Origin of the sequence: Demequina muriae, from assembly GCF_030418295.1 — a bacterium.
In the GTDB taxonomy this organism is placed as follows: domain Bacteria; phylum Actinomycetota; class Actinomycetes; order Actinomycetales; family Demequinaceae; genus Demequina; species Demequina muriae.
Map to the genome: position 1 here is coordinate 792409 of NZ_JAUHQA010000001.1, position 16032 is coordinate 808440.

Genomic DNA, 16032 nt, shown 5'->3' on the forward strand with positions numbered 1-16032 from the left:
AGGCCCGTGGGAGCGTGAGGGCATGGTCGAACTCCTCATCGCCGCATCGGCTCTCCTCGCAGGACTCGCTGCCGGCTACCTCCTGGCGACGCGGCGCTCGGCGAAGGTCGAGACGCGGGCAGCGATCGCGCACGAACGGGTCGCCATGCTCGAGCAGCAGGCGCAGCGGCAGGCCGATGCGTGGGTCCAGCGCGAAGCGGAGCTCACCGCCGCACACGAGCGCTACGTGGCACAGGTGCGTGGCGACCAGGAGACGATGCGCCAGCAGTTCGCGGCACTGTCTCAGCAGACGCTGAAGGCGAGTCAGGAGTCGCTGCTCGAGGTGGCCCGGGAACGGTTCGCACGGGAGCGGCAGGCGGGCGAGGCGGAGCTGGCCAAGCGGGAGCAGGCCGTGCGCCAGCTCGTGGAGCCGATGGCCAAGGCCCTCGACGTGGTGCAGCGGCAGACGGCCGAGGCTGACAAGGCGCGCGCGAGCGGCCATGCCCAACTGTCGGAGCAGGTCCGTCAGATGCTCGCGGCGTCGGACAAGCTCGACAAGCGCACCACCGACTTCATCAACACGCTGCGTCGCTCGGACGTGCGCGGCAACTGGGGCGAGGTGCAGCTGCGTCGGGTGGTCGAGCTGGCCGGGATGGTCGAGCACGTGGACTTCACCGAGCAGGACTCCGTGCGCGACGGCGAGGGCCGCCTGCAGCGGCCCGACCTCACCGTGAAGCTCGCGGGCGGGCGCTCCATCGTGGTCGACTCCAAGGTCGCGCTGTCGGCACTCATCGAGGCCTTCGAGACCGACGACGAGGATGTGCGTGCGGACCGGCTGCGAGCGCACGCTCGCCACATCCGCAAGCACGTGGACGACCTCGCGGCCAAGAAGTACTGGGAGCAGTTCCCGTCGGCGCCCGAGTTCGTGGTGATGTTCGTGCCGTCAGAGGCCTTCTATCAGTCCGCCCTCGAGCAGGACGGTGACCTCCAGGAGTACGCGTTCGGCAAGCGCGTGTTCATCGCGACGCCGACGACGCTGGTGGCGATGCTGCGCACCGTGGCGCACGCGTGGAAGGAGGACGCGCTGGCGAAGAACGCTCAGGACGTGCTGTCCACCGGCAAGGAACTTTACGACCGGCTGTCGACCATGGGCGAGCACCTCGCGAAGGTGGGACGCGCCATCGAGGGCGCGAGCCGGGCGTACAACCAGACGGTCGCGTCGCTCGAGTCACGCGTGCTCGTCAGCGCCCGCAAGTTCCGCGACATGCAGCAGATCGATGCTCCCCTGCCCGACGTCGACCAGGTGGCGACGGAGCCGCGCGAGCTCACGGCGCCGGAGCTCAGGACATCGGAAAACCCTGACCGCGCCTAGCCCACGCTCCTGTCCGGCACTGGTGGTCGCCTCTAGCGACTTCTGACCTTCTGTCCGGCATGCCCTGACACTGAGTGCCGGACAGGGGTTAGGCCTGCATGGCGCGCTCGGCCTCTTTGGCCTTCATGTCGGCGCGGATCTCACGGGGCAACGAGAACATCAGGTCCTCGGTCGCGGTGCGCACCTCTTCGACGGTCTCGTAGCCGCGCTCGGCGAGGAAGCCGATCACGTCCTTGACGAGGATCTCGGGCACGGAGGCGCCGGAGGTCAGCCCCACGGTGGTGACGCCCTCGAACCACGACTCGTCGATCTCCTTGTAAGTGTCGACGCGATAGGACGAGCGGGCGCCTGCCTGCAGCGCCACCTCGACCAGGCGCACAGAATTGGAGGAGTTCGCGGAACCCACGACGATGACCAGATCGCACTCGGGCGACAGCTTCTTGACCGCCACCTGGCGGTTCTGCGTCGCATAGCAGATGTCGTCGCTGGGCGGGTCCTGGAGGTTCGGGAAGCGCGCGCGCAGTCGGTGCACGGTGTCCATGGTCTCGTCGACGGAGAGGGTGGTCTGCGACAGCCACACCACGTTGTCGGGGTCAGGGACCACCACGCGGTCCGCCTCTTCGGGCGAGTTCACGACGATGGTGTGCTCGGGGGCCTCGCCGGCGGTGCCCTCGACCTCTTCGTGTCCGTCGTGGCCGATCAGCAGGATGGTCTGGTTCTCGCGCGCGAACCGGATGGCCTCCTTGTGCACCTTGGTGACCAGAGGGCAGGTGGCGTCGATGGAGACCAGGCCGCGCACATCGGCGCTCTTGCGGACCGCGGGCGAGACGCCGTGGGCGGAGAACACCACGCGGGCCCCCTCGGGGACCTCGTCCGTCTCGTCGACGAAGATCGCGCCTCGATCCGAGAGCGTCTCGACCACGTACTTGTTGTGGACGATCTCCTTGCGGACGTAGATCGGGGCACCGTGCATCTCGAGGGCCTTCTCGACGGCGATGACGGCGCGATCCACGCCTGCGCAATAGCCGCGCGGAGCCGCGAGAAGGACGCGCTTGTCATTGGGGGAAGGCATGTTCTCCATCCTACGTGGCACGCTAGGGGGCGTGACCGACGGTTCGCTCTCCCCCGACAACGCTCCGCAGGGGGCGAGTGCTTCCGGACGTGGTCCGGCGGGGCTGCCCGGCACCGCCGCCGACACCACCGCGGAGCGCCCGTGGCCCGTCCACCACCTCACTGGCAAGATCGGTCAGTACGTGCACCGCATGGGGCCGGTCTGGGTCGAGGGCCAGGTGCTGCGGCCGTCACGATGGAAGAACCTGGTCTTCTTCGACCTGCGCGACCCGAGCGAGAACGCCACGCTCGGGGTGTCCGCCCTCGCCGCCGTGGTGGACCGCATGGGCACGCCGCTCGACGACGGCTCGCGCGTGGTGCTCCAGGCCAGGCCGCGCTGGTGGGCACGCTCGGGAGCCCTCAAGCTCGACGCCGCGGACATCCGCCACGCGGGCGTGGGCGACCTCCTCGCGCAGATCGAGGCGCTCAAGGAGGCGCTCGCCGCCGAGGGGCTGTTCGATGCCGACCGCAAGCGTCCCCTGCCCTTCGTCCCGCGCCGGGTGGGCCTCGTGTGCGCGACCCAGGGCGAAGCCGAGCACGATGTCGTGGTGAACGCGACCAAGCGGTGGCCGTCGGTGACCTTCGAGATTCGCCGCGTCTCGGTCCAGGGCCAGCACGCGGTTCGCGAGGTCAGTCAGGCGATCGAGGAGCTCGACGCGATCGCGGACATCGACGTCATCGTGGTCGCACGTGGGGGCGGCTCCTTCGAGGACCTGATCGCCTTCTCCGATGAGCGCGTGGTGCGCGCGGCGGCAGCGTGCGAGACCCCGCTGGTGAGCGCGATCGGCCACGAGAAGGACTCCCCTGTGCTCGACCTCGTCGCCGACTACCGTGCCTCGACGCCCACTGACGCCGGCAAGCGCATCGTGCCCGATGCGGTCCAGGAGCGCGCGGGCGTCGACCAGGCACGCCGCGATATGCGGGCAGCCCTCGAATCGCTGGTGGCACGGGAGGCTCGTGGCCTGGACCAGTTCCGGTCGCGCCCCGTCCTGGCGCACCCGCACCGCATGCTCGATCCCTACCGGGAGTCGGTGGCGCGCGCCAGGACCTCCGCCGGTCGAGCGCTGGTCGCGATCCTGGCCGGAGCGGACAGCGCGACCCGCGAGCTCGGCGCCGCCCTGCGTGCGCTCAGTCCTCAGGGCACGCTCGACCGCGGCTACGCGATCGCCCGCGATGCGGCAGGCTCGGTCATCCGGGACGCCGCCACCCTCACGAGTGGCGACGCGGTCCACCTGCGGTTCGCCGCAGGCGAGGCCGATGCGTCGGTGACGAGCGTCTCCCCCAGCACCATCGCCTGAGGCCAACGCTCCGCCACCGCACCGCCCGCAGACGACCCCCGCGGCGTGGCCATCGCGAGCACGGGGCTCGAGCGAAGGGCACCCCTCAGTGCTCCGCGGGGGCCGCCGGTCAGCTCAGCTGGCGGTCGCGATGCCCAGTCGGCCCAGCACCTTGGCGGCGCCGCCCTTCGAGGCGAGGCGTGCCCGCGCAGCTGACGCGTACTCCTTGTGGAACTGCCGCGCGAGACGACCGATCACGGCGTCAGGCACGGTCGGGTTCTCGATGAGCGCGTAGACCACGTCGGCGACCTTGTCGTGCGCGAGCTGGTCGTGAAGGTCCTCCGGGATGTTGGGCCGCTGGTTGCGCGCCACACCGACACGCACCGTCGGAGATTCGTCGGACGCGAGCTTGAGGAGCGTCGTCAGCGGCGTCGCAGGGCGCTGGGCCACGGCCGCACGCACCTTCGCCTCCTCGGACCTCGCCAGCGTGGCGAGCTCCGCATCGGTCAGATTCGGGTCGAGCGCCTTCTCCACGCTCGCGAGCGCGGTTTGGCGCGAATAGTTCTCACTGAACATCAGTCGTCACCCCATTGTGATGAGAGATTGCACTTAGGTACGTGATGAGAGTGCCGTGGGGCCCAATGATGACGCGATACCGTGTGGCATATGTCTCACGCCGACGATGTCTCTTCCCTCACCTACGAGCAGGCCCGCGACGAGCTGATCGCCATCGTGGCGAAGCTCGAAGCCGGTGCCGCCACGCTCGACGAGTCCGTGGGCCTATGGGAACGGGGCGAGGCGCTCGCCGCCCGCTGCCAGGAGCTCCTCGAGGGCGCCCGGGACCGGATCACCGACGCGCGCGGCGAGACGGAGCAGGATGACGATGCCGACGCCGGTATCGTCGGCTTCGTTCCGGCGGACGACGCCGGCGCGGACGACACCGCAGACGACGCCGCCGCGCGGCCCGAGGAGGACCACTCATGACCGACACCGCCCTCGTCATCGGCGAGGCCCTCGTCGACGTCGTGCGTCGACCGGATGGCACGGTCGAGACTCACCCGGGAGGGTCGCCCGCGAACGTCGCGATCGGTCTGGGGCGGCTGGGCCGCGACGTCTCTCTGCTGACGTGCCTCGCCCAGGACCCGCACGGTGAGATGGTGCGCGCACACCTCGAGGCCTCCGATGTGACTCTGGTCGAGGGATCGGCCGATGCTCCCCGCACGTCGGTCGCGGCCGCGACGCTCGATGACACCGGCGCGGCGACGTACGAGTTCGACCTGACCTGGGACATCGACGCGGGCTCCGTGGCCGACGTGGACGCGCTCGTGGTCCACACCGGCTCCATCGGCGCGGTGCTCTCCCCCGGTGGCACGGCGGTGCTGGACATCCTGGAGAGGGCACGCACCCACGCGACCATCACCTACGACCCGAACGCACGCCCTGCCCTCATGGGCGAGCCGGCCGCCGCGTTGGCCGCGATCGAACGCGTCATCGCCCTCTCCGACGTCGTCAAGGCATCCGACGAGGACCTCGACTGGCTGCTCACCGGCCGCCCGGACGCCACGGTCGAGACCCTCGCGCGCGAATGGGCATCGAGCGGACCGGGCCTCGTGGTCGTCACCACTGGGGGCGACGGCGCCACCGCCTACCTCAGTGACGGCAGAAGCGTCAGCGTGAGTGCCCCTCGAGTCGAGGTGGCCGACACGGTCGGAGCCGGGGACTCGTTCATGGGCGGGCTCATCGACGGCCTGTGGGGCGCTGGCCTGCTCGGAGCGGAGCGCCGCGACGCCTTGCGCGCGATCGACGATGCCACCCTCGCGCGGGTGCTCGACCGGTGCGCGCGAATCGGCGCGATCACCGTGTCGCGGGCGGGCGCGAACCCGCCCACGCGAGCGGAGCTCGGCGAAGGCTGACGGACAGCGCCGGTCACGGCGCCACACCACCGCAGGGGAGGCCATTCGGCCTCGCGTTCCTGCGACAATGTCTCCATGAGCGAGCTGAGCAACGACGCCACGTCCGACTACCGCATCGAGCACGACACGATGGGCGAGGTGCGCGTTCCCGCGCACGCCCTCTACCGAGCGCAGACGCAGCGCGCCGTCGAGAACTTCCCGATCTCGGGGATCACGCTCGAGCGCCGTCACATCGAGGCGCTCGCGCGGGTCAAGAAGGCGGCAGCGCAGGCGAATGCGGAACTGGGCGTACTGCCCGGCTCGATCGCCGATGCGATCATCGCCGCGGCGGACCAGGTCGCCTCAGGCGAGCACGACGCCCACTTCCCTGTCGATGTGTTCCAGACCGGCTCGGGCACCAGCTCCAACATGAACACCAACGAGGTGATCGCGACCCTGGCCACCCGCCTGCTCGGCGACGACGTCCACCCCAACGACCACGTGAACGCGTCGCAGTCCTCCAACGACGTGTTCCCCACCTCGGTGCACGTGGCGGCGACCTCGACGCTCGTGAACGACCTCATGCCGCAGCTCGAGCGGCTCGCGCAGTCGCTCGAGGCGAAGGCCAGCGAATTCTCCGACGTCTACAAGTCGGGGCGCACGCACCTCATGGACGCCACGCCGGTGACCTTGGGCCAGGAGTTCGGCGGCTACGCGGCGGCCGTGCGCCGGGGCATGGAACGGCTCGACGCCGCCCTCCCGAGGCTGGCCGAGGTGCCGCTCGGTGGCACCGCGGTGGGCACCGGGATCAACACCCCCGACGGCTTCCCCGAGCGCGTGATCGCGCTGCTCGCGGAGGACACCGGGCTGCCCATCACCGAGGCGCGCGACCACTTCGAGGCGCAGTCCGCCCGCGACGGCCTGGTCGAGGTCTCCGGGGCGCTCAAGGTGATCGCGGTCTCGCTCACCAAGGTCTGCAACGACCTGCGGTGGATGGGCTCGGGCCCCAACACCGGGCTCGGCGAGATTCAGCTGCCCGACCTGCAGCCCGGGTCCTCGATCATGCCGGGCAAGGTCAATCCCGTCATTCCCGAGGCCGTGCTGATGGTGTGCGCCCGCGTGGTGGGCAACGATGCGACCGTCGCCTGGGCGGGCGCGTCCGGATCGTTCGAGCTCAACGTCCAGATCCCCGTCATGGCGCTGGGCGTCCTCGAGTCGATGCGACTGCTCGGCAACGCCTCGGAGCTTCTTGCGGAGCGCACCGTGGACGGCATCGTCGCCAACCGCGACCGCGCCCGGCGCTTCGCCGAGGCCTCCCCCAGCATCGTGACCCCGCTGAACCGCGTCATCGGCTACGAGAACGCCGCGAAGATCGCCAAGCACGCCGTGGCCGAGGGCCTCACGGTCCGCGAGGCCACTCTCGCGCTGGGCTTCGTGGAGCGCGGCGACATCACCGTCGCACAGCTCGACGCGCTGCTGGACGTCACCACCATGACCGGGGACCGCTGACCCACACCGCTTCTGTCATCGATCGGGCGGGTGAGCCCGGCCGATGCGGCTGCCGGGACCCACGCCTCGCGGCGCAGGTCCCGGCGGCAGCACGGACTAGCGCCGGTTCACCTGCCGCATCGTCATCGTGACGCCGAGGCCCATCAGCAGTGCGGCGATCAGCAGCGCGAGCGGCCACTGTCCCTCAGGGCCGGTCGTCGAGAGCTCGCCGGCATCGAGCACCGTGAGCTCAGCGCTCAGGGTGGTGCCCGACTGAGCGCCCACGGCCTCCAGCGTGTGGTCACCGGGAGCGACGTCCAGCGGGATCGTGACCGTGGTCGCGATGTCGCCGTTGACCCCGGCCTGCACCGTGCCCAGCTCCGTGGGCGTCGAGTAGAGCGTCACCGTGACGTCCTCGCCAGGCGTGAAGCCCGCTCCCCAGATCGCGATGGTGTCTCCCGGCCGCACCGTGCCGGCGCTGACGCCGAGAACGCCCTCCGGAGTCTCACCGCCAGGCGTCTCACCACCAGGCGTCTCACCACCGGGGTTCTCGCCGCCAGGCGTCTCACCACCAGGATTCTCGCCACCAGGGTTCTCGCCACCGGGACCGCCGCCGTCGAGCTCCGCGACCGTGACCGCGTCCGAGGTCACCGTCGCATCGGCCCACAGCGGCTTAGACGCCGTCACCTCGACTGAGATGTCGGTACCGGCGTCGGTGTCGGCGAGCACCAGGCCCGCCGCGGTCGCGCCGATGATCGGCTCGCCGTCGCGCAGCCACTGGTAGGACTCGGCGGTCCACGGCTGCGAGAGAACGGCGTCGAGCTGCTCTCCCGATTCCGCAGTGCCGGAGATGCTCACGCTCAGCGGCTCCTGATCGACGATCTCCTGAGCGTCGACCGCGGACAGGGTGGGCGTCACCGTCTCGATGAGGCCCGTCTGCTCGTCGAACGTGAGCCGGTCGATGGTGGTCTCCCGGTTCGTGCCATTGCCGTCAGGGATCGCGAACCGGTGATACGCGATGTACCAGTCGTCCGTGCCCGGCACGTTCAGCACCGAGTTATGGCCGGTTCCGAGAATGCCCAGCGAGGCATCCTTCTCCAGGATCACGCCACGGTACGTCCACGGGCCCTCGGCATTGTCGGAGGTCGCGTAGCCCACCCGGTAGTTCTCGCTTCCCGTGTCGTCGATCGAGTACGTGAGGTGGTAGATGCCGTCTCGGTACGCCATGAACGATCCCTCGCGATATCCGGTCAGGCCTGTCATCGCCTGGATGGTGCCGGGTTCGAGCGACACCATGTCGTCAGCGAGCTCGGCCATCACGGGTGACCCGTTGCCCCAGTAGAGGTAGTACGTGCCGGTCTGGGGATCCATGTACGCGTGCGGATCGATCGCCTGGCCTGAGGTGACCGCCTCGTTGTTGAGGATCATCGCCTCGGGCTCGGCCACGAACGGACCCTCGGGGTGGTCCGCCACGGCGACGCCGATGGTCTTGCGGTTCAGATCGGCATTGTGCCCGGAGAAGTAGAAGTAGTACTTACCGTCGCGTTCGATCGCGGTGGGGGCCCACGCGTTGCCCGTGGCCCACGGCACGTCGCCGTCCTCGCCGTCGAGCGTCAGGAACGGCTCGTCCGAGCGCTCCCAATCCACCAGGTTGGTGGACTTCCACACGTAGAACTCGTTGCCGCCCCAGCCCGGGTACCCGTCGGAGGTGGCGTAGATGTAGTACGTGCCGCCGAACGCGATGATGTTCGGATCGGCGTAGAGACCAGGCAGCACGGGAGAACGCATCTCCACCGCCTCCATGGTCCAGGTCGCCGTCGAGTCGCCACCCAGTTGGTAGGTCGCCGGCGCACTCAGGTCGCGCACGGTCCCCGACGCGGGGTCGGACGTGACGCCCGCCACGGTGGTGAACACCGGTGCGAGCTGAGTAAGGTCCGTGCCCGGCTCGACCGGGAACACCACGGTGCGCTCGGTCTGGTCCACGATGGGATCGACCTTCAGCACCGACGCGTCCGCGAGCGTGACGCCCAGCAGCAGGTCCGTCTCGCCGGAGGCGGCGAGCACCTCCTCCGCGCTGAGCGCCCGGTTGTACAGCGCGAACTCGCGATACGCGCCTTCGAATAGCCCGTCGGCGTCGTAGTTCGAGCGGCCCAGGTGGTTGGCGGTGGTGAAGCCGCTGCCGATGTCGCCCGGGTCCGTGGTGACGGTGCCCGTCGCGACCTCGACGCCGTTCAGGTACAGCGTTGCGGTGTTGCCACTCAGCGTGTACACCAGCTGGACCCACTCGCCGCGGGGCAAGGCCTGTCCCGTGCCCACGGACTGCTCCGTCGACCAGTTGCCGGTCGCGATGCTGGTCCGGTACTGCGCGTTGCCGGTGGTGAAGAGATAGCCGTCACCCACGCCATCCGTCGTGTTGCCAAGTCCGTAGAGGAAGTAGTTCCCGGTCATCCCCGCATCGAGATAGACCTCGGCCTCGATCGTGATGTCCTCGATGCCAGCAAGGATGTTGTCGGGAAGGTCGACGTAGTCGTCCGCCCCGTCGAAGGCCATCTCTCCGCCGGCCAGCGCGGAGCCGCCGACGATGGTGCCGTCGTATCCGTTGCCGGTGACATCGGTGAGCGTCGTGCCGTCGCCCGTCTCGAAGTCGTACCGCAGCACCTGTCCGTCCGCATCGGCCGTGACGGGCTCTGCTTCGATGACGCCTTCGCGGAGCGCCGCGAGCTCGGTCGCCGTGATCGGAATCACCGTGCCGTGGCGCGGGCTGGCGGGGAGGTCGTAGTCGGGCGCGACCTGCCAGTCCGGGTTCGCGATGTCCTCGGTGCGCAGCGGGATGTACCCGCGGCCGCCGTACTCGTCGACGAAGAGGTAGTAGTAGTCGCCGCTCACGTCTCCGGGGTTCGACGTGAAGATCGACGGCCCCTCGACCGCGCCCGTTCCGGCTTCACGGCCGATGCAGCTCGCCACCAGATCCCAGTCCGCCAACGGAGCACGCAACTGATCTGAGTACTCGTGGATGATGTCCGAGCAGCCGGTGGTGCCGGCGCCCTCGTCCTTGGTGAAGCGGTGGTACGTGCCGTCCACCTCGAGCACGGTGGAGTCGATGCGCGAGATCCCGGTCTGCCATCCCTGCGGCTCCGAGAACGTCACGAAGTCTCGCGTGGTCGAGTACAGCATCTCGTTGGGGATGCCGTTGGCGGTGTGGCCCGGGTCGTCCTCCGGGTAGAGCTTCGAGGCCCAGAACACCACGTACTCGCCGATCGACTCGTCGTAGTAGGCCTCGGGCGCCCACAGGTTGCCGGCGTTGTCGGGCGCGACCTTGACGTGACGCTGCTCGCTCCAGTTCACGAGGTCGTGAGACTCCCACACCTCGAGGTACTGAGAGCCCTGACGTTGGGACGCATCCCAGCCGCCGCCAGAACCGATCGACAGGTCCGTGGCGATCATGTAGAACGTGTCGCCCTCGGGCGAGCGAATGATGAACGGGTCACGCAGACCGCCGGTGCCGTACTCGGACTCGAGCACCGGCTCGCCGCCGTTGAGCTCGTCCCAGGACAGTGCATCGTTGCCATCGGACGCTGCGAAGTAGATCTTCTCGCCCGCAAGCGAGTCGCCGGTGAAGTACGAGAACGCATAGCCCTCGAAGGCGTCGAGCTCGACGGCCGCGCGCACCTGCGCCGCGAACTCGCGGGTGGCCGTCGCTTCGCCCTTGGTCACGGTGGCGGTCAGAGTGACCTCGGTGTCCGATCCTGGGCGGTCGACGATTCCGTCCGTCGTGATGATCGCCGCGTCAGCGCTGCTCCACGTGACGGGGAGGCCGTCGATCTCGGTGGGGAGCGTGAGATTCCCGCGCACGTCGTCGATGTTGGTCACCGACAAGGCGGCGGCGCCCGCATCGGCGATGGACTGGTCGTCCGCCACCGCGAGCACGGTCACCACGAGCAGGCGGGTGACGGTCTCGTCCCCCAGCGTGACGGTCGCGGTGAGCGTCACGTCCGCGTCGCCCTCCGCGTAGCCGGGGCGAGTGACGGTGCCGTCGTCGCCCACCACTGCCGGGTCGGACGAGGACCAGCTGATGGCCGAGCCATTCGCGCCCGCGCCGGGCAGGTCGATGTCGTCGGTGATCGCCATGGCACCGCTGATGGACAGTGCGGCTGCGTCGCGGGCGACCCGCTCCGCATCGGTCGGCACCAGGGCGGCGACGGCCGATGCGTCCAGAGCCGAGTCGTAGATGCGGAAGTCGCGCACGGATCCGGCCATCGTGCCGTCCGCGGTGTACATGGAACGGCCGATGAAGTTCAGCGCGGTGGCGCCACCGCCGATGTCCGAAGGACGGAGGGTCGTGGCGTCATTCACTGCGACCTCGACGCCGTCCAGGTACAGGCGGGACGTGTCGGTCGCATCGTCCAGCGTGTAGGTGACCGTGCGCCAGACGTCGCGTGACAGCGCCGCGCCGGCGTCCACGCGCTGCTCGGTGCTCCAGTTGCCGCTCGCGATGTTCCCTCGCAGCGTCGGGTTGCCCGTCGCCATGAGGTATCCGTCGCCCACTCCGCCCGCATCGGCGTTGCCGAAGCCGTAGATGAAGTACGCGCCGCCCTGCGTGGAGCGGACGAGGACCTCGGTGGAGATGGTGATCGAGTCGAGCCCGCCCACCAGGTCATCGGGCAAGGCGACGTGGTCGCCCGCGCCGTCGAGGCGTGCGCCGGCGTCGCCGCCAAGCGTCGGGTCGCCCACGTAGGTGCCGTCGAGGTCGTTGCCGGAGCTGTCCTCCGCCACCGTGCCGGAGGTCTCGTCGAGCTGGTAGTGCGCGACCAGCCCCTCCTCGGGCTCCACGGTCACCGTGACCTGGACGTCCCGCAGGGCAGGGTCGAGCTGCTCGTCAGGGGTGAGGTCGAGGACCGGGAGACCGTCCACGTCGAAGTTCACGATCTTGGCGTGAGCGTTGCGACGGGGATCGAACAGGCCGCCGTCGGTCGCCTCGCCCGGGTTGGCCGGGTCGTCGTAGCTGCGCGCGTGGTAGACCATCACCGGGTTGCCCAGCGCGTCCACCGTGAACGAGTTGTGGCCTGGCCCATACATGCCCGGCACGTCGTCCGTGGTGAGCAGCGGGTATCCCCGCTTGTTCCACGACGCCGGGTCCATGAGGTCCGCGTTCTCGTCGGCCCACAGGACCGAGATGTTGTAGCTCACGTCGACGGAGGCGGAGGAGAACGCGACGATGATCTTGCCGTCGTTCTTGATCACCGCGGCGCCCTCGTTGACCTCGACGCCGGACGCCTGCTCCCAGGCCCGGGTGGGGCGCGTGATCTGGATCGATTCGCCCGCCATCTGCTGCGGGTTCGCGGAATCCATCGGCGCCATGCGCATGGTCGAGAAGCCTTCAGCGTCGGACTGCGCCCAGATCCCGTAGTCCACACCGTTGTGCTCGAAGTGCGTCATGTCGAGCGAGAAGGAGCTGAACGCGATGTCGTCGCCGGGAGCGGGCAGGTGATAGCCCACGGTCTCCCAGTTGGCGGGGTCGAGCGCGGCCTCGCCTGCCAGGTCGCCGCCGGTGTACTTGAGCAGGGCGGGACGAATGTCGAACCCGCCGCTGCGGGCGGCGGTGAACAGCACGTACCACTCGCCAGCGATCTCGACGAGCTCCGGGGCCCAGATGTAGCTGTTGAGTCCGGCCTCGCTGGACTCGTTCCAGATCTCGACCTCCGGGGCCGTCGAGAGGCCCTCGAGGGTCGCGGAGCGGCGCAGCACGATGCGGTCGTAGCCGTTCGGGTCACCGCTGTACGTCATCGGGTACGAGCCGGTGAAGTAGTAGTAGCCGTCGTCGCCGATGGTCGCGTCGGGATCGGCCCGGCGCTCGACGAGCGGGCTCGGGTACTGCGGGTCCGCGATGGCGCCGTCGATCGTGTACACGCCGGGGGTGTCGAAGTCGACACCCGCCGTGTCCCATTCCACTGGCATGCGGGTGGTGGTGCCGTTCGAGTACTCGACCGTGGCGGCCTCGGGAAGCGCCGGGTCCTCGCCCTTGGCGACGACCAGGTCCGCGAAGGACTCGACGCCAGTGCTCGAGATGCGGCTGAGCCGGTCGACCACGTCGTCGTACTCGGCAGCAGTCACCGCGATCGCATCCGTCTCGATCATGCCGGAGGGGAAGGTGGCGGAGACGAACGAGGGCGCGGTCGCGACCTCCGTCGGTGCGGAGAACTCCGCGAAGTCGGGAGTGGTGACCTCGTAGTGCAGACCGTCGGGGGTGTTCGTGTAGTGCAGTCGGTACGCGGCGATGCCGTTGTCGTACTCGACCGCCACCCGGGCCGTGCGGTGAGCCGTGGGGGCGAACTGCACCAGGCGCTCGTGGGAGTACGCGCGCAGGTTCTCGGAGTCGAAGACGAAGATCTGGTTCGAGTTGGAGTCGAGGGTCGACACCAGGCCGAACGCGCCGTCGGGCGTGCGGAAGGCGCTGGGCGATCCCATCTTGCGTGATCCGAGCTCCGGGAAGAGGATCCCTTGGCCGTCGTTGAGAGCGGCGAAGTCGGTGCCGTCGGTGGACGCGGACAGGCGCAGGTTGTCGGTGTCGTCCGTGTTGCCGGTGCCGATGGCGGTGCCGATCCATCCCACGTCCTCCGCGAGCACGGTCACATCGAACTCGCGCTGCGCCGTGAGGGTGCCATCCGTGAGCGTCGCCGTGAGCCGAGCGCTCGCCTCGGCGGCGCCTCGCGAGACGGCGCCTGCGGCCGTCACCGCGGCGGCGTTCGACGTCTCCCAGGAGACTGCGTACCCGGAGAACTCGTCGGTCAGCACGATGTCCGTCCACGCCACGGAGACTCCCAGATCGAATTGGGAGGCGGCGTAGTCAAGGTTCGCCTGGGGGCTGTCGGCGACCACGGTGAAGGTGAAGTCGCGAGTGGTGCTCTCGCCCGCAAGAGTGAGCGTGGCGGTGAGCGTGACCTCGGCGTTGTCCGTGGTCGGCCGCGTGACCGTGCCGTCCTCGGCGATCACGCCCGGATCGGTCGAGGCCCACGAGATCTGCGACCCGCGTGCTCCGGCGGTCGCGAGCGACAGGTCGTCCGCGACGGTGAGCGCGTCGAAGCTCAGCGCATCCGCGTCCTCGGTGAGTGCCGCGGTGATGACGGCGGGGTCGTCGACGCCGCCGTAGTAGGCGTCGACGATCTGAGCCGACGTGAGCGCGGAGGTGTAGATCTGCACGTCCCGCACGTCACCTTCGTAGAACTCGTCCGCGTAGGAGGAGCGGCCGATGTAGCCCACGAGGTCAGAGCCGAACTGAGTGATGGTGCGCGCCGTCGAGACCGTGCCGATGCGCTGATCGTTGTAGTACCCGGTGATCGAGGAGGGCGTGATGACCGTGGTGTAGAGGCCCCACTCGTCCGCGTCGGTGAGGGGACCCGCGATGCCACGCGCAGCGCTGGTGGGGCTGATGCCGGATTCGAGCGACCACGGGTTCGAGCTCGGGTTGCCGTCGACGATCACGGACTTGAAGCGACCGCTGCCGTTCTGGGGGTTGAGCAGCCAGTACTGCAGGGGCGGCGACTGCGCGGTGCCGAAGAACATCGCCGCGTAGTTGCCCGCACCGGTCCGGTTGCGCAGCCACGCCGAGATGGTCAGGGTGTTCTGGCCGTCGACCATGCCGGTGGGCATCTCGACGTAGCCCGCTCCGGAGCCGCTCGCGCCTCCGGGCAGGGTGAGGTGCCCGGCGACTGTGTCGACCGTGGCACCCGTCCCCAGCACCTCCGCGTCGTTGCCGTTGCCGGAGACGTCGGAGACCACCCCGTCGTCGATCGAGTCGGAGAAGTCGTAGTGCGCCAGCAGCGTGGACGAGGCATCCGACGTCACCGTCACGTCGAACGTGCGCTGCGCCGTCGCTCCGGCCAGGGCGAGGTCGGCCGTCAAGGTGACCACGGCATCGGTCGCAGGGGGCGGCGTGACCGTGCCATCGGTGCCGATGATCGCGGGGTCGGAGCTCGACCACGAGATCTCGGAGCCGTTGGCTCCCGCCGTCGGCAGCTCGATGTCGGTGGCCACCGTGGAGGAGACAGAGATGGACGCGGCATCTGCGTCGACGGCGGCCTGCGCCGCGCCGGAGTCGCCGAGCTCCTCGTAGTACTGCGCAGCGGCCTGCTGATCGGTCATCGCGGCGGTGTAGACCTTGAGGTCCGCCACCGCGCCATCCCAGATCGGATCCGCGTAGGGCGAGTTCCCGATGTAGCCGATGAGGTCGGTGCCGAAGTCCGTGACCGTGCGGGTGACCGGCACCGAACCGATGCGCTCGCCATTGACATAGCTGGTGATCGAGGTGGGCCGGATCACGGTCGTGTACAGCGCGAGCGCGTCCACGGCGGCAGGGCCGACGACGCCCGCCTCTGTCATCCAGGGCTGTGTCGCGTTCACACCGTTGGTCATCACCGACTTCACGTTGCCCTGCGGGTTGGCGGGGTTGAGCAGCCAGTACTGCGTGGGCGGAGTGGTCTGGTTGCCGAAGTACAGCGCGGCGTAATCGCCGTTCGCCATGTCGTTGCGCAGCCAGGCCGAGATGGTGAGGGCGTCGTTGCCTTCGACCACCTCGCCCGGGATCTCCACGAAGGTGTCGTCGGTCAGCTCGAGCGCGCCGTCGACGACGGACGCTCCGCTCCCGACCACCGTGCCGTCATGGCCTCCGCCTGACGCATCGACCACGGTCGCGGCATCGAGGGGAGCGGCGAAGTCGTAGTGAAGTGCCAGGTCGCTCTCGATCGACTCGAGAGGAGAGGCCGAGGCGGCGGAGACTCCCGCGAGGGACGTGGCGGCCACGGCTCCGATGAGGGCCACGACGGCGGCTCGGGCAGGGCGGCTCTGAGACAGGTTGCGATGCATGCGCGTCACTCCATTGTGAGGTGCTGAATGTGAAACCGTGTGAACGATAACATGT

8 protein-coding genes are annotated in these 16032 nt (G+C 69.2%); 5 read left to right on the forward strand and 3 right to left on the reverse strand.

Features of this window, described 5'->3' with window-relative positions:
* Positions 1-22 precede the first annotated feature (22 nt).
* A complete protein-coding gene (locus QQX02_RS03665; protein WP_301141286.1) occupies positions 23-1351 on the forward strand; it encodes a DNA recombination protein RmuC in 1329 nt (442 codons plus the stop codon).
* Positions 1352-1439: 88 nt separating this feature from the next.
* On the opposite strand, the gene QQX02_RS03670 is transcribed toward QQX02_RS03665, so the two are convergent.
* Positions 1440-2423, reverse strand: coding sequence for a 4-hydroxy-3-methylbut-2-enyl diphosphate reductase (locus tag QQX02_RS03670; RefSeq protein WP_301141287.1), 984 nt, complete (start codon positions 2421-2423; stop codon positions 1440-1442).
* A gap of 31 nt (positions 2424-2454) precedes the next feature.
* On the opposite strand from QQX02_RS03670, the gene xseA reads away from it, so the two are divergent.
* Entirely contained in the window at positions 2455-3759 is a 1305-nt protein-coding gene (xseA, locus tag QQX02_RS03675) for an exodeoxyribonuclease VII large subunit (RefSeq protein ID WP_301141288.1), read from the forward strand.
* Positions 3760-3873: 114 nt separating this feature from the next.
* Here xseA and QQX02_RS03680 read toward each other — a convergent pair whose 3' ends face one another.
* Positions 3874-4314, reverse strand: coding sequence for a hypothetical protein (locus QQX02_RS03680; RefSeq protein ID WP_301141290.1), 441 nt, complete (start codon positions 4312-4314; stop codon positions 3874-3876).
* A 90-nt stretch (positions 4315-4404) separates the two neighbouring features.
* On the opposite strand from QQX02_RS03680, the gene QQX02_RS03685 reads away from it, so the two are divergent.
* From QQX02_RS03685 to QQX02_RS03695, 3 genes are all read left to right on the forward strand, one after another.
* The gene (locus QQX02_RS03685; protein WP_301141292.1) at positions 4405-4722 is read left to right on the forward strand and encodes an exodeoxyribonuclease VII small subunit; all 318 of its coding nucleotides are present in this window, start codon (positions 4405-4407) and stop codon (positions 4720-4722) included.
* Positions 4719-5651 carry a carbohydrate kinase family protein gene (locus tag QQX02_RS03690; RefSeq protein ID WP_301141293.1) on the forward strand — a complete coding sequence of 311 codons (933 nt, stop codon included), beginning with the start codon at positions 4719-4721 and terminating at the stop codon, positions 5649-5651. The genes QQX02_RS03685 and QQX02_RS03690 overlap by 4 nt, the downstream gene beginning before the upstream one ends.
* 75 nt (positions 5652-5726) lie before the next feature.
* Entirely contained in the window at positions 5727-7139 is a 1413-nt protein-coding gene (locus QQX02_RS03695) for a class II fumarate hydratase (protein ID WP_301141294.1), read from the forward strand.
* Between the two features lie 96 nt (positions 7140-7235).
* Here the strand turns inward: QQX02_RS03695 and QQX02_RS03700 are convergent, their stop codons facing one another.
* Positions 7236-15977, reverse strand: a complete 8742-nt coding sequence (locus tag QQX02_RS03700) for a family 43 glycosylhydrolase (protein WP_301141295.1) — start codon at positions 15975-15977, stop codon at positions 7236-7238.
* Positions 15978-16032: the final 55 nt, after the last annotated feature.

What these genes read in the sequence shown, in the direction of transcription:
- QQX02_RS03665 (WP_301141286.1), top strand. Translation starts at nt 23, where the DNA reads ATGGTCGAACTCCTCATCGCCGCATCGGCTCTCCTCGCAGGACTCGCT.
- QQX02_RS03670 (WP_301141287.1), bottom strand. Translation starts at nt 2,423, where the DNA reads ATGCCTTCCCCCAATGACAAGCGCGTCCTTCTCGCGGCTCCGCGCGGC.
- QQX02_RS03680 (WP_301141290.1), bottom strand. Translation starts at nt 4,314, where the DNA reads ATGTTCAGTGAGAACTATTCGCGCCAAACCGCGCTCGCGAGCGTGGAG.
- QQX02_RS03685 (WP_301141292.1), top strand. Translation starts at nt 4,405, where the DNA reads ATGTCTCACGCCGACGATGTCTCTTCCCTCACCTACGAGCAGGCCCGC.
- QQX02_RS03690 (WP_301141293.1), top strand. Translation starts at nt 4,719, where the DNA reads ATGACCGACACCGCCCTCGTCATCGGCGAGGCCCTCGTCGACGTCGTG.
- QQX02_RS03695 (WP_301141294.1), top strand. Translation starts at nt 5,727, where the DNA reads ATGAGCGAGCTGAGCAACGACGCCACGTCCGACTACCGCATCGAGCAC.
- QQX02_RS03700 (WP_301141295.1), bottom strand. Translation starts at nt 15,977, where the DNA reads ATGCATCGCAACCTGTCTCAGAGCCGCCCTGCCCGAGCCGCCGTCGTG.